The sequence below is a fragment of the Shewanella mesophila genome, from assembly GCF_019457515.1.
Classification (GTDB): Bacteria; Pseudomonadota; Gammaproteobacteria; order Enterobacterales; family Shewanellaceae; genus Shewanella; species Shewanella mesophila.
This window is the reverse complement of record NZ_CP080421.1, coordinates 2,235,061-2,250,581: the sequence shown is the minus strand read 5'-3', so window position 1 is coordinate 2,250,581 and position 15,521 is coordinate 2,235,061. Positions and strand designations below refer to the sequence as shown.

At 44.8% G+C, this 15,521-nt stretch carries 8 protein-coding genes; 5 read left to right on the top strand and 3 right to left on the bottom strand.

Annotated features, from left to right (window positions below):
• Positions 1 to 53: 53 nt before the first annotated feature.
• Entirely contained in the window at positions 54 to 2,882 is a 2,829-nt protein-coding gene (locus K0I73_RS09850; protein ID WP_220060979.1) for a TonB-dependent receptor, read from the bottom strand.
• A gap of 475 nt (positions 2,883 to 3,357) precedes the next feature.
• On the opposite strand from K0I73_RS09850, the gene K0I73_RS09845 reads away from it, so the two are divergent.
• The 4 genes from K0I73_RS09845 (at position 3,358) to K0I73_RS09830 (ending at position 12,461) form a co-directional block, all read left to right on the top strand.
• Entirely contained in the window at positions 3,358 to 4,980 is a 1,623-nt protein-coding gene (locus K0I73_RS09845) for an alpha-glucosidase (protein WP_220060978.1), read from the top strand.
• Between the two features lie 232 nt (positions 4,981 to 5,212).
• The gene (locus tag K0I73_RS09840) at positions 5,213 to 6,430 is read left to right on the top strand and encodes an RsmB/NOP family class I SAM-dependent RNA methyltransferase (protein WP_220060977.1); all 1,218 of its coding nucleotides are present in this window, start codon (positions 5,213 to 5,215) and stop codon (positions 6,428 to 6,430) included.
• Positions 6,431 to 6,952: 522 nt separating this feature from the next.
• Entirely contained in the window at positions 6,953 to 9,181 is a 2,229-nt protein-coding gene (locus K0I73_RS09835; RefSeq protein ID WP_258405162.1) for a bifunctional diguanylate cyclase/phosphodiesterase, read from the top strand.
• Between the two features lie 139 nt (positions 9,182 to 9,320).
• Entirely contained in the window at positions 9,321 to 12,461 is a 3,141-nt protein-coding gene (locus K0I73_RS09830) for a DEAD/DEAH box helicase (RefSeq protein WP_220060976.1), read from the top strand.
• Positions 12,462 to 12,568: 107 nt separating this feature from the next.
• Here the strand turns inward: K0I73_RS09830 and K0I73_RS09825 are convergent, their stop codons facing one another.
• Both K0I73_RS09825 and asnS read right to left on the bottom strand, forming a co-directional pair.
• Entirely contained in the window at positions 12,569 to 12,988 is a 420-nt protein-coding gene (locus K0I73_RS09825) for a secondary thiamine-phosphate synthase enzyme YjbQ (RefSeq protein WP_220060975.1), read from the bottom strand.
• 289 nt (positions 12,989 to 13,277) lie between these two features.
• Positions 13,278 to 14,678, bottom strand: coding sequence for an asparagine--tRNA ligase (gene asnS, locus K0I73_RS09820; protein WP_220060974.1), 1,401 nt, complete (start codon positions 14,676 to 14,678; stop codon positions 13,278 to 13,280).
• Between the two features lie 502 nt (positions 14,679 to 15,180).
• Between asnS and K0I73_RS09815 the strand changes: the two genes are divergently transcribed.
• Positions 15,181 to 15,516 carry a hypothetical protein gene (locus K0I73_RS09815; protein ID WP_220060973.1) on the top strand — a complete coding sequence of 112 codons (336 nt, stop codon included), beginning with the start codon at positions 15,181 to 15,183 and terminating at the stop codon, positions 15,514 to 15,516.
• Positions 15,517 to 15,521: the final 5 nt, after the last annotated feature.

The following is a 15,521-nucleotide window of genomic DNA, read 5'->3' as shown; positions in this document are numbered from 1 at the left end:
TTCAGCTAACTGAAGCAGGCGTTTTTTGACTAATACTTAAGGCTAGGTGGCGATTACATGGTATAGCTTAACCCTAAGAAGTACTGACGCCCGAAGCTTTGAATTGTCCCAGTTTGGTGAGGTTCACCAAAGTAAGTCTTATTCGGCTCATCGGTTAGGTTATTGACTTGGAAAAGGAACTTAAGTCCATTATCCATTGCATAAGATGCTTGGTAGTCAAAGATAGTTTCTGCATCGAAGAAGGCAAGTTGAGATTCAACTGCGACTTGTTCTGATACATATTCACTACGATAACGCATGCTTAGGCGAGTATCGAAGCCATCTAAGGTGTAGAACAGCGTTGTGTTGACTACGTGTTCAGACAAGCCAGGTAGTGGAATCGATAACGACTGACCGCTTAAGTCGGTTTCAAATTCAACTTCACTGTCAGAATATGAGTAGCTACCAGTGAAACCTAAACCATTTAGTGCACCGGGTAAGAAATCAAATACTTGAGTGTACGCAAGTTCTGCACCGCGGATATAACCACCGTTATCGTTGTTGATAGCGGTTTGATATTGACCTTCATCCTTAACCACTGGGAACTCAACACCGTTATCGATAATGGTATCCGGAACGATGAATCCCGCACCTTCAAAATCAAATGGTTGAATGGTAAAGTTGTTTATGAACGATTTAATATCTTTGTAGAATAATGCAAATACGATAGCACCTTCAGATTCTTCAAAGTAATGCTCATAGGACAGGTCATACTGATCGGCGTAGAAAGGATCGAGTAGCGGACTAGTATTACCCCAGGCATTGTACTTTTTATAGCCTGGTGTCGATGCGTCATCATACCAAGAACCCATACCCGATTTGAGTTTGTCGATCGGAGGGCGTGCCATGACAGATGCTGCGGCAAAACGGATCTGGTCATTTTGAGTAAGATGGAAGTTCAAGTTAACGGATGGCAGGTAATCGGTATAAGATTTACCCACTTCGTTGCGGATATAGTCGGTACTAATAACCCCTTTATCATCGGCAATCGCTTCACCTAGGCCAAAACCAACTTGTTGTAGCCCTTTACTCGACTGGTCGGTATTTACGACGCGAACCCCGATGTTACCTGTTACAGGGACATCACCAATTTCGAAATCAAGGTTAGCTTGAACATAACCTGCCAATACGTCTTCATTGACTGAGCCGCTTTGGATCATGGTCCAGTTGTTGTTCCAGTTAGCGGTAGGTGCAAATGGATCTTGCCCTGTTGCCGCAAGCTGTGCGTTAACTAGATCAACAGCTTTATCAAAATCGATCGCTAAGAAACTAGGGTAGCCAGATAGCTCTCCGCCAAAATTGACCACATTGGTCATATCAGTCGTTAATCCTAGAACGGGTTGATTATCTGGGTTGTGGCCGAATTCAAAACCGTAGCCCGCTTGTGAGCGCTGGGCATTAAATTCACGCTGGGAATAACGAACGCCGACATCAATCGATGAAATAAAACTGTTATCGAGCTGATAATTTAGGTCAAGTTTGTAGGCAATAAGATCGTTTTGTTGATCGTATGGCCACATGCCAACTTCTTTAAGACCTAAAGTTGATGTATCCGTGTAATCGTTCGAAAAACTAATATCTGCGGCGTTTAAGTTATTGAGTTCATAAGTCATCGACTCGGCTGAACGCACTTCATTGCCAATATCATCGTAAACTACGGCGCGAGTACCGCCATTGACAAATTCACCATCCGCTTTCGAATAGCTAACGTCGGCGGAGATAGTGATATTATCGCCGTTATTCCATTCGACATTAAAGGCGCCAGAGGTGAGCTCTGAAAACTTCGAATCATTATCGTTGACCACAAATATTGCAAAGTTATCGGTGCCATCGGTCGAGATTGTCGCCCCAACCATCGAACCATCCTTGATAATTGGGTCTGTAATTTGACCATTTTTCAGTGATTTAACACGGAAACCGCGGGCAAAGTTTTCAGAGTCGAATTTAGAGTGGAAGATGTCACCTTTAATGCTCCAGTTGTCATTTGGCTGCCAGTGGATGGCTCCCATATAACCATCGCGGGTGTCGGTGCCACCTTTTTGTTGCAGTTCAAGCCCTTCGCTCATTGCCTCTAAGGTACCATTCCCGTCGAGATCTTCGCTTCCATCGTTAAATCTGAGACCAATGAATTGACTAGCAACATACGGTTGGTACAGGTGGGCGTAACCTACAGCAACCCCAAGAGTTTCCTCTAAGAATTTACCTTGGTAAGAGAAGCTTAAGCGGTTGCCATACTCTTCAGCATCAGAGACTTCGCCGGCTCTGTCATTGAAGCTTCCACGGGCATTGACGGTAAAGTTGTGTTCATTTGGCGCTTGCAGCGGATCGGCTGTTTTAAGCTCAACTGTACCTGCAACACCGCCTTCAATTAAGGATGCCTTTGGTGATTTATAAACTTGGGCTTGATTGATGAGTTCAGAAGGGTATTGGTCAAATTCGATAGAACGTTTGCCGCCAGTAGTGACCTGCTCTCGGCCATTTAATGTGGCTGAAACGAAGTCACCATCAAGACCACGAATATTGAGTCCACTTGCTTGTCCACCAGTACGAACCGCAGTCACGCCAGGTAAACGAGTCAGTGCATCGGCTATAGATTGGTCGGGCAGGGCGCCTAAGTCATCGGCTGAAATAGTTTCTGATACTGTGTCCGAAAACCGCTTGTTATTAAGCGATTTAATAACACTAGTGCGGAAACCACGCACTTCAATCACTTCAATTGATTCGTCTTGTGTTGTAGCATTTGCGTCTGTTTTGACATCTTCAGCATCGGCAGCGTAGACATTCACACATACGCCAGCGGCAAGCATAGCGAGTGTCAGTAGGCTCGGTTTAAATTGAAACATCCATCTTCCCCTTTTCACTCAGTGATTCATTTTACTTGTTATATGTGCAATTACTGCTGAGCTTTAACACATCAATATTGCTGAACCAGAGTGGTTGTTGTTGTAATTGTTTCTGAGTTGTTATGTTGCAAGGTCGATACTACTCTCGCATTAAAGTATGGAACAATATTATGCATACGTATTCAAAGGATGCCGCCCAGTTACGCCCCTACCAAATTAGCAATTTTTCACACCTAGTTATCGTGTAATAAATATTTTATAGCATTGATTATTATTGGTTTTTATCTGTTTGGGTTTGAGTGGTTTTGAGTGGGCTACTTATGCATACGTATGCAGAGATATTGAACCTCTTTTGAGGGATGGCGTATGCTCGTTTCATTCTAATAACAAATGTTATCAGTAACGCGTGGATAACATTGGGATAACGAGTTAGGTGTAAAAAGCCTGTCTACTTGTTTTCACACTAGGGGCAATAATGAATCAACTATCGTGGTGGCGCGGGGCCGTTATTTATCAGGTTTATCCTCGTAGCCTCTTGGATTCTAATGGAGATGGGGTTGGTGATCTGCAAGGGATCATCGCTAAACTTGGCTATATCGCGAGCCTCAATGTTGATGCGATATGGATCTCTCCGTTTTTTAAATCCCCAATGAAAGACTTTGGTTACGATATTAGTGATTATCGTGCAATCGATCCGCTATTTGGCACCATGAATGATTTCGAAGAGCTGATTGATAAGGCCCATGAATTAAATATAAAGGTGATTATCGATCAGGTGCTGAGCCATACTTCAGACCAGCATCAATGGTTTATCGAAAGCCGCAAAGACAGGGTTAACCCTAAGCAAGATTGGTATGTGTGGGCCGACCCTAAACAAGACGGTACGGCACCGAACAATTGGTTAGCGATTTTTGGTGGGTGCGCTTGGGAGTGGGAGCCGCGACGCCAACAGTATTATCTACATAATTTTTTGACCAGTCAGCCAGATCTTAATTTTCATAATCCAGATGTGCGCGCGGCTGTGCTGGACAACGTTAAATTTTGGCTAGATAAAGGCGTAGATGGCTTTCGTTTAGATGCTATCACCTTCTGTTATCACGACGAGTTGCTGCGTGATAACCCTGCAAAACCAGAAGATAAGCGCCAGGGGCGAGGCTTTAGTGAAGATAATCCCTATGCCTACCAATACCACTATTACAATAATACCCGTCCGCAGACGGTTGGCTTTATTGAAGAATTAAGGACGTTAATCGATCAATATCCTGGTGTTGTTACCTTAGGTGAAGTCTCATCTGAGGATTCATTGGCCACCATGGCTGAATATACCCAAGGCGAAGGGCGCCTGCATATGGCCTATAGCTTTGAGTTACTTACCGATGATTTTAGCCCAAGTTATATTCGCCAAACCGTTGAGGCATTAGAGCAGAGTATTGGTGATGGTTGGCCATGTTGGGCCATAGGTAATCACGATGTGCAGCGCGTCGCATCACGCTGGGGTAAGTCACATTTTAATGCTGACATGGGCAAGATGCTCAATGCCATGCTGTGTTCCCTTAGAGGCAGTGTTTGCAGTTACCAGGGTGAAGAGTTAGGCCTGACCGAAGTCGACATCAGTCATGAACAGCTGCAAGATCCTTTTGGCATCGCTTTTTGGCCTATGTTTAAAGGCCGTGATGGTTGTCGAACTCCAATGCCTTGGGTACATGACGCGCCGCAAGGGGGGTTTAGCGAGGGGGACACTTGGTTGCCTGTTGCTGCGTCCCATCTACCGCTTGCGGTGGATGTTCAACATACAGATGGTGATTCGATGCTAAACAGCTATCGAACAATGCTCCAATGGCGCGGGCAATATCCCGCCTTGGTTAATGGTGATATCAAATTTATTCAATCAACCGATAGTGTCTTATTGTTTGAGCGTCGATATCAAGGCTCCGTTATGCTCGTGGGCTTTAACTTTACTGAAAGCCATGTTGATATTGACATTCAGGATGCGCAGCGTTGGGCGATTGTCGGCGGTCACAATCTACCAAGTGCTGTGCTTTTACATGAACAGATCCAATTTTCACCATTTGGTTGCTTCTATGCGGAGCTGAAGTGAAAAAAATTAACTTGATAATATCGAGTAAGCTGCGTGATTTAGATAGCCAGCAAGGCTGATCTGAACTCGATTGATGGCCTGCTTTAAGGCACAGAAACAGAGCCGATAAAGCGAGGGTGAAAATGGCAAGCTAAAGGGCTTGCCATTTTTATTGTTATTAATGCGCGGATCACTTGCGTAATATGGCCTTAACTCCTATGATCCCCCCGATTTTTCTTAAGTAGGCTCTATCATGTTAAACGCGTCGCTGTCTCCAAGTTCAACTGAACTAGTTATTAATGTACTCGCTATGGTTCTCAATGAAGGGAAGCCCTTGGATAGAGCTTATTCTCATCATTTCTCAGGACTAAAGCTAGCGCCGGCTGAACAAGCGAGGATCACCTCGGTCGCAGGCGATTTGCTGCGTAGGTTAAACCTTTATTGCTATCTTGCGGACATGAAACCGCAAGAGATGGAACGCGAAGGAACGCGATTGCTCAATGCTTGGCATCTTTTTCATGAGCTGGAGTTACCAAAGCTGCAATATGCGCTGCCGGTTGAGCCTGAAGCGTTTCAACGTCGCTTGGTAGAAGCTAAAGCTATCCCAGCACTTTATGACGGCTGTCCTCAATGGTTAGATGAGTTAGGCCAAGCCCAAATTGGTGATGAATGGCCTGCCGAACGCGCGGCATTGGCGATGGCACCAAAACGTTATTTGCGCACCAACCTATTAAAGTGTACTCGCGATGAGTTACAGCAGAAGTTGCTTCGTGAAGGTGTTCAGACTCAGGTTGTTGCTGGCGTCGATACCGCGCTAGAGGTGACGTCTGACTCGGCCCTGTTTCGCACCGAGTGTTTTAAGCAAGGATTGTTTGAGCAGCAAGATGCGGGGTCACAGCTGGTTGCTGCCGCGGTAGATGCCAAACCTGGGATGCGCGTTATCGATGCCTGCGCAGGAGCGGGTGGTAAAACGCTCTCTATTGCCGCCCAGATGCAAGGAAAAGGGCGGTTGCTTGCCATGGATGTTGAGCAATGGAAACTCGATAGCCTCAAGCAACGCGCGCGCCGCGCTGCTGCCCACAACGTGGAAACCCGGATCATTGCCAGCAGCAAAACCATTAAACGATTAAAGCTCACTGCCGATCGGGTGTTACTGGACGTACCTTGCTCAGGTCTTGGTGTGTTAAAACGAAACCCAGATGCCAAGTGGCGCGACACACCAGAGCGTTTACCCGTATTGGTACAGCTGCAAAAGGAGATTTTACAGAGCTACAGTCGTATGGTTAAGGTCGATGGTATGTTGATTTATGCCACGTGTTCTATTATGCCAGAGGAAAACCGTCAACAGGTCGATGAGTTTTTGAATGCAAACCCTCATTTTAGCTTTATTGACGATGAAACCATTAGCGTTGCCGATAGCGGATTCGATGGATTTTATTTAGCCCGAATGAAGCGTGTTAGCGAATCTTAAGTCCTATTAATCGCGGCAGTTTTAAATATTTCCGTGGTGCAAGTTTTTAGGGGGAGGAGATCTTCCCTTAAATTCAGGCTTACCCGTTAATGACGTTTGTTCGATTAAGGGTAAGCGTCACTTAAAAATAGGGTGTCGCAATACAGTATCTGAGTACTGTCTGAGTACTGTCTCAGTTCTATCCTAGTTCTATCCTAGTTTTGTCCTAGTTCTATCCTGAGTTTTATCCGTTAGCTAGCGGCTAGAATCTTACCTCATCATTTCAGATGACGATTAGCGCTTATCACTGCGGCGCTTGGTAATGGAAGCAAGCATTCATCGTCCATTCGTCTTGAATTAGTTGCTAAAAAACACGCAGAGTCGATCACTTTCTTATTACTGATTGGTATTAATCGCTGTCCTTATTTATCTCGAACTTAGGTTATTTATCAATCGCTGTGTAATAGACAAATGTACAATTTTGTATAAAGCCTTATATTGGTGTAGATTTTAAGCGGTTACTGAGGGCCAAAGGAGTTAACAGTGCACCTTGATTATTGTCCGATATTGATTGACGAGTTCGACGGTCAAACTCGCGAATTTAGTCTAAAACGTTATAATCGCATTTTAACCATGTTGCTCAGCGGATCTTCACTAAGTGACATTTTGTCTGCCTTAGTGTTGCTGATTGAGAAGGAAAAACTTGGCACTCGCGCTTCGGTGTTGGTGCTAAGTGATGATCGTCGTCACCTCCTGTTAGGCGCAGCGCCTAATCTACCTCAGGCATATAATGATGCAATTCATGGCGTGGAGATAGGACTCGGCGTTGGGTCGTGCGGTGAAGCCGCTTTTAGTGGCCAGAGAGTGATAGTTGACGATATCTCTACCCATCCTAATTGGGTGAACTATAAAGGGATCGCCTTAGCTCACAAGCTGTTAGCCTGCTGGTCAGAACCAATTAAGGGGAGTAATGGTGACGTACTCGGAACGTTCGCCATGTACTACGAAAACATCAATGCTCCCAGCGATACTGATCTTATTCTGATCCAAGAAGCCGCAAGACTTGCAAGTCTTGCGATTGAGCGTAGCAAATCTTTCCAGTTTCAACGTCAAACAACGGCAATATTTAATAATCTTCCCATTGCGTTAGTCACCACAAGCGCCCAGTGGTCCATACTAGACGCTAATGATGCGTTTTGGGGGGCAATGGCCACAAAGGGATCTCGGTGTGATGTAGGGTATTTTAACCCTAACGAGCAGATCGGCTGCGATACCAATAATCAGCATATGATCCATGCACTAATGGCTAATGGACACTGGCAAGGGGAAGCCCTGATAAAACGGTTTGATGGCTCAAGCTTTTATGCCGATCTAACGGCGATGAGATTAAATGAAAGTTACAGTGATAATCGGGCTTACGCCTGGCTTATCTCTGATATTAGTGCACGTAAACAGGCTTCTGACTTGATTGAGTATCAAGCTAATTTTGATGCGTTAACTCAACTACCCAATCGTACTCAGCTATTAGGCTTAATCAATCAACATATCGATGCTCGTCATGGATTTGCTTTGATGTTGATGGATGTAGACAACTTTAAGCAGGTCAATGACACTTTAGGCCACGGTGTGGGTGATCGTTTGCTTGTCGAAATAGGCAAGCGCTTGCTATCCATTGCTGACGATAGGTTCACTGTGGCGCGATTGGGCGGCGATGAGTTTGCGATACTTATTCCAGATGTGTTGAGCATTGACCAGCTTAATGAGGTAAGTCAAAGGATCGATAATTTAGCCGCGACACGGTATCAACTCAGCGGTTCAACTAATGTATATAGTACCTTAAGTCTTGGTATTGCCCGTTATCCAGACGATGCGGAAAGTCTAGAACTCATCTTAAACTGCGCCGATCAAGCTATGTACGTAGCAAAACGGTCTGGCAAAAACCGGTCGCAATTATTTAATTTTGCGATCCGCGAGCGAGATAGCAGAGCGGCTAAGATCCATGCATGGTTGCAAACCGCGATTGAATTAAATGAGTTTGAACTCTATTACCAACCGATAATTAATTTACAAACTGGTAAAATTGTCCATGCAGAAGCCTTGCTACGCTGGTGCCATGGAGGCCAGTTTATTTCACCCCAGGAGTTTATCCCTGTTGCAGAAGCCAGTGGCTTAATTCTTGGTATTGGAGAATGGGTAAGAAAACAGGCCATTACTTTTCTACACGAATATAGAGACTATCCGTTTACCATCGCAATCAATGTCTCCGTTGAAGAGATCTGGTCTCATTTGCTGCAAGAAGGCTTAATTGCGTCGATCGAAAAGACTGCTGCCGCAATAGACTGTAATTTTCCCTATGAACGTTTAACTATTGAGATAACAGAGTCCTTGTTGATGGGTAATCAAGATACCTTGATTGACGAGTTAACTAAGTTAAAAGCGAAAGGCTGCCGGATTGCGATCGATGATTTTGGTACAGGATATTCGTCATTGGCCTATTTAAACCAATTTCCTATCGATGAGCTCAAGATCGATAAAAGCTTTGTATTAGGCTGCGAGTATTCAGTAAAGCAGCAGGCATTGATTAAGGCGATTGCTAAGATGAGTCAGGCACTTGAGCTGGTGGTTGTTGCCGAAGGGATTGAGAACTCGACGCAACTGGAGATCATTAACTCAGTCGGAATTGATTTAGGTCAGGGTTATCTATTTTCAAAACCCATCCCAAAAGCACAATTTGTTGATTTACTGAGAAAGAAAGAACTCTTCTGGCGATAAAATCCGCTGTTGCTCCTATTATCACTTACCGAGTCCACAAAGTGTGCGGCCTTGGTTAGTCTAATTGCGTCACTAGTGATATCATTTCTCCTTTCGACGAAATATTGATGGGCTATATGCATCGTCACGGATGGTTTCATTGTTAAAGACTGCGCACGATTTTACACATCAACAAAGGTTTGCGGGTTTACAACTCCTTCTGCAACAGGAACTGAGCGACTTTTCTTACAACGCAGAGAGCATTACTGGTCGATTTATCGATCCTCAAGGGCCGCAAACGACTCGTCTCTTGTTAACGGGCGAAGGGGTTAAAGGCGAGTGTTCTTGTTCGCAGCGCCAATGTGCTCACGTCGCAGCATTAGCTATCGAGTATGAGGCGAGTCAACCCGATCCTCATACTCGTAGTCGTCGTGCAGATACCGCTATCCGCCTGTTTAAAAGCGAAGCTAACCAACAGTTTGACCCTTTCCCTGCAATGGCTCGCCATCGAGTCTTATATCTTATTCATGGTGAGGTAAACGCGCTGCAATTAAGCGTTCACAAAGGCTACCTTAATAAAAATGGTAGCTACCAATTACGTGGTCCCTTGGGATTTGATGTCACCAGCAGTACGCCTTTACCTAAGTATGTCAGCCAAACTGATCTGCAACTCTTCCATCAGCTTAAAACCTTAGTATCTGGCGAAGCCTTGGCTGAACAAACCGAGCAGATCCAGCTACCTTTAGCGCTCGGTTTGCCAGCAGACTTTTACCAACTGCTTGGGGCTACTGGACGAGGATGTTATCAAGACGTTCAGCGGCCATTGGGCTGTGATATTCAATACGATGAAGATTTTGTCGATACGAGTTATTTAATCGATCTGGCAGACAACTGCTATCTTGAGCCGGTGAGTAATACCTTGATCATTGATGAGGGGAACAATGAACAGATAGGTCAGGGGATCTTAGCCAATATCGATCTCGATGGAGAATGGTTACCTCGTATTGAAGTGATACGTCATGGGGTCGATTTTCCCTGGTTAGTCCCCGCCATGATGCCCCTGGATGTCGCCTTGTTTACTATGGTGCATCGAGGTGTGGCTTATAACTTGTCGCAACTGTTATTTATTGCAGCAAATCATCAGCCCTTGATGACACAAGTGGCCAAGTGCCAACTCATGCTTAATATTCTCCCTTTAGTAAGCCAACGATTTGAGCTACCTATTAGTCGAAGTTTGCCCGCTGGGACTAGGTTGGTTCCCGACGACATCAGTGAGCATGTGGTGTTTTTTAGAAAATTGGCGCTGGCTGGCTGGCAGATCGATTTTGCCGCTAAGAAGCGATTCGTAAAAGTGGCCGCAAATAACTGGTTTGCAGAAGTTGCAACACCCAATACCGATTGGTTCGAACTCAGTCTTGGGGTTGAGGTTGATGGTGAGCGAGTTAATCTATTACCTCTACTCACTAACTTAATTCGCCAAGGTAAATTGTCGCTAGAACAGGGGCGTGAGCCTATTTCGTTGGAATTAGATACCGGAGAGCTATTGTCACTGCCAGCCGACAGGGTGGCGCGGATCTTAAGTGTATTAGGTGAACTCTTTAATAAACAGCCATTGAATGAGTCGCAGCAGTTGGTGTTACCTCGGCACCAACTGACAAGATTGCCCCAATTAGACAGTGCATTCAAACAGGATCTGACCGATAAGCGATCTAAAGCCCTGAAGTGGAGTGGTGCCACTTGGTTACGAAAACAGGCGCTAGCATTAAATAGCTATGTGAATAATAAAGCCCACGGCACGGATATCGTTTTGCCTAAAGGGCTTAATGCTGTGCTCAGGCCTTATCAGGAACAAGGTGTTAGCTGGCTTCAATTTATTAAGCAACACCATTTTGCTGGGATTTTGGCTGATGATATGGGGCTTGGCAAAACCCTTCAAACCTTGTGTAGTATTTTGATGGATAAGGAGCAGGGCAAGCTAAATGCGCCTGTGTTAGTGATTGCGCCAACCAGTTTGCTCAGTAATTGGCAACGTGAAGCCAGTAACTTTACCCCAAGTCTCACCACATTAGTCTGGAGTGGTCGTGCTCGACATGAGCACCTGCAGGCGCTAACGAATGTCGATATGGTGATCACCAGCTACGGCATTTTGGCTCAAGACGCCGATGAACTGACCACACGTCATTGGTATCAAGTGATCCTTGATGAAGCTCAGACGATCAAAAATAGCAGGAGCCGGGTGACTAAACTGGTGAATCGCTTAGATACAAGTCATCGTCTGTGTCTTACTGGCACGCCGATGGAAAACCACTTAGGCGAATTATGGTCTTTGTTTCATTTTCTTATGCCGGGTTTTCTTGGCAGTGCGGGGCAATATCAACTTCAGTTTAAGCAACCGATAGAAAAAGATAATTGCGATACAGCCAGACGTAAATTAGCGCAGCGAATAGCGCCATTTATGCTCAGGCGCACCAAGGTTCAGGTGGCGACCGAATTACCGAAAAAAACGGTGATCAATACCTTAATTGAGCTGAGTCAAACTCAGTCGGATCTATATGAAACCATACGGTTAACCGTAGCAGAGCAGTTACAATTAGCCCTATTACAAACGGGGGCGAAAGCGAACCGATTAGCGATCAGTAACGCATTGTTAAAGTTGCGCCAAGTATGTTGTCATCCAGCGATGCTTAAACTTAGTCCAAGCGTTGATGATCACAGTTCGAGTCATCTTGAGCATGATGTGCCTCAAGCGCTGTTGGTGGCGGAATCCTCTAAGCTGGCCTGGCTTGAAAACAAACTGCCAAATATGATTGAGGATGGTCGTAATATTCTCATTTTTTCATCCTTTACAACCATGCTCGATCTGATTGCTCAGCAACTGGATGATCAAGGCATAGATTATGAGATGCTAACGGGCAGAAGCCGTCATAGAGATAAGATCATCGACCGTTTCCGCAGTGGACAGGTGAATGTGTTTCTGATCAGCCTTAAGGCAGGCGGCTCTGGCCTTAATCTGACTGAGGCAGATGTAGTTATTCATGTGGATCCCTGGTGGAATCCGGCTGCCGAGGAGCAGGCGAGTGATAGAGCGTATCGGATAGGGCAGCAGAAGCCGGTCTTTGTCTATAAGCTTATCTGCCAAAATACCGTTGAAGAGCGCATTCAGCAGTTACAACAAACCAAGAAGGCCTTGGCACAGAGTATGTATCAAACCGAGAGTCTTTCTGTTGCAGAGATGAACAGTGATGATTGGTTAGCCTTGTTGCAACCACTCTCCGACGAAACAAGCTTAGAGCAAGGATAGATTGTCGGGTACGCAATAATCAACAGAGACTAAGGCTTAGCTTGAGATGAAATAACCTAAAATGCGAATGCCGAAAGGCTCATTTCATTTCTCTTGCTCTCTAGTCTCTATTCGCCTTGAATTGTCACTATCACGGTTCGCTCACTGGCGCGATCTCGTGCTTCGCAAAGGTAGACCCCTTGCCATGTACCTAGGTTAAACTCGCCATCGGTAATGGGGATAGTGAGTTCAGCGCCAAGGAGTGAAGATTTCAAATGGGCCGGCATATCATCAGGACCTTCATAAGTATGGGTGTAGTAAGGCTCGTTTTCTGGCGCTAGCTGGTTAAAGTAGCGCTCAAAATCTTCTCGGACACTAGGATCGGCGTTTTCATTGAGGGTGAGTCCTGCCGAGGTATGTTGCAGTAGGAGGTGAGCAAGACCAATGCTAAGGTGCTGCAATTCTGGGAGCGCCTGATATATCTCATCTGTGATCAGATGGAACCCTCGAGTTTTTCGCGTAATGGTGATCTGTCGTTGGAGCCACATGATTAAATATACTCTTGTTATTGTTTTAATCGCTAGGATGCGCTTTTGGCTGTCGATTTGCAAAGCGTGTATGTAAAACGTGGACGATTTGCACAGTGTTATTGGGCTACCGTTTTGCCTTTGAATCTTATCTCTTTATCTATCTAAAAAATTGCATCATAGAAATTAAATTCATAAAAAAACGCCCATATAGGGCGTTCTAAATTAAACTTTATCTTCTAAATCAAGAATATGATAAGCAGGCTTAACCATCAATATATTCGAAGTTAAACTAGCTCATATCCCATAATTAGAAGTTAGCCGATTTAGGTGCGCGTGGGAATGGAATAACGTCGCGAATGTTAGATACACCCGTTACGTAAGAAACCAAACGCTCAAAACCTAAGCCAAAACCTGCATGAGGGACTGTGCCATAACGGCGTAGATCACGGTACCACCAGTAATCTTCTTGGCTCAAATCCATCTCAGCTAGGCGCATATCCAGCACATCAAGACGCTCTTCACGCTGCGCGCCGCCGATGATCTCACCAATACCTGGCGCTAGAACATCCATAGCCGCGACGGTCTTACCGTCTTCATTGAGGCGCATATAGAATGCTTTGATATCTTTCGGATAGTTTTTAACCACGACAGGGGCTTTGAAATGCTCTTCTGCTAGGTAACGCTCATGCTCTGATTGCAGATCGATACCCCACTCAACGTCAAATTCAAACTTCTTACCACAGTTTTTAAGGATCTCAACGGCATCGGTATAGTCGACTTGAGCGAAATCACTGTTAACGAAGTTTTCTAAACGCTCAGTAACGGTTTTATCAACACGCTGAGTGAAAAATGCAAGATCGTCACGACGCTCTTCAAGCACAGCTTTGAAACAGTACTTAAGCATACGCTCGGCGAGGCCTGCAACATCGTCTAAGTCAGCGAAAGCGACTTCAGGTTCAACCATCCAGAATTCGGCTAAGTGACGGCTGGTGTTTGAGTTTTCGGCGCGGAACGTTGGGCCAAAGGTATAAACCTTTGATAATGCGCTCGCGTAAGTCTCAGCATTTAACTGACCCGATACGGTCAAAAATGATTCTTTACCGAAAAAGTCTTCTTTATAATCCACTTTACCATCGTCTGTGCGAGGTAAGTTTTCTAAATCTAAGGTAGATACGCGGAACATCTCACCAGCGCCTTCACAATCTGAAGCGGTAATAAGTGGTGTAGATACCCAAATGAAGCCTTCTTCGTTATAAAAACGATGAATTGCTTGAGATAGACAGTTACGTACACGTGCGACGGCACCAATAATATTGGTTCGCGGACGCAGGTGGGCGAGTTCACGCAGATGCTCAATCGAGTGACGCTTAGCAGCCATTGGATAAGTGTCTGGATCATCTACCCAGCCAGTGACTTCGACATTGGTGACTTGTAGTTCAAATGCTTGGCCTTGGCCTGGAGATTCAACAACTTCTCCTGTCATGACTACAGAACAACCCGCTGTCAATTTAAGGACTTCATTATCGTAATTTTCTAAGCTATTTGGCACCACGCCCTGAATTGGGTCAAAACAGGAACCATCATAAACGGCAAGAAAAGAGATGCCGGCCTTGGAATCTCGGCGAGTTCTCACCCAACCGCGCACAGTAACTTGCGAACCAACCGCAAAATCACCTTTAAATACAGAAGCGACAGATGCAATGCTCATTGTTGCTTAGTTCTCCAACGAATCGTTTTATTAAAAATTTTGGACGTTTATATTACCTTGCTGGTGGCTTTTCTCAAGGGAAAAACCGTATATATAGGCTGTTGGTGACAAATAATCTTGAGTTTATGAGTCGATTTGGCAAATCTTTTGGTAAATCACCAGAACTTGGGATAATAAAGGTATCTCAAACAGCCCTTTATTCCGCTGGCAGTGTTGTGAACAGTTGCAATCTTCTGCCTATTGAGGGACAAAACAACGCCTGTTAAAAATAGCTGATAACAAGTTTGGGATGAAATAAGCTTAAAGTACTAATTCATTCAGGTTCATTCCTGTCTCGACCTTCCAATTGGTTAAATCGATGAGCTCATTTTTTGGGGAAAAGCGAGTCAATTTCTTATCACGATCAGTATAACTTATTATAACAGTTTGAATTTTGTTCAAACGCTATACTTAATATAGTAGGCTTGAGTAGGACGTTAACAGCAAGTGTACGAGGGCGGATATGAAAAAAATCAAAATTTTTCAGATTTTTTTAGGGACTTTGTCCATCTTAGGCTGGTCATTGGCTGTCTATGCTCTATTGCTGTTTGATAAAGCCAGACCCGATCGCGCTGTAGGCTATTTCTTGAGCAAAGGTGCGAGTGTTCGTTTAGATTGGGATCCCACCATAACTTTACGCCTCGAATATGTATTATGGGCCTGTGCTGCGATCAGCTTGGTGAGTTTAGCGGTTAACTTTTATGTTGCGCACCATAGTCGAATGGGCTATTGGTTTAACATTCCTTTGTTGCTGCTGACCTCGACTGCTGCTGGGCTTTATATTAAGTTTCTGATTTAAAACAG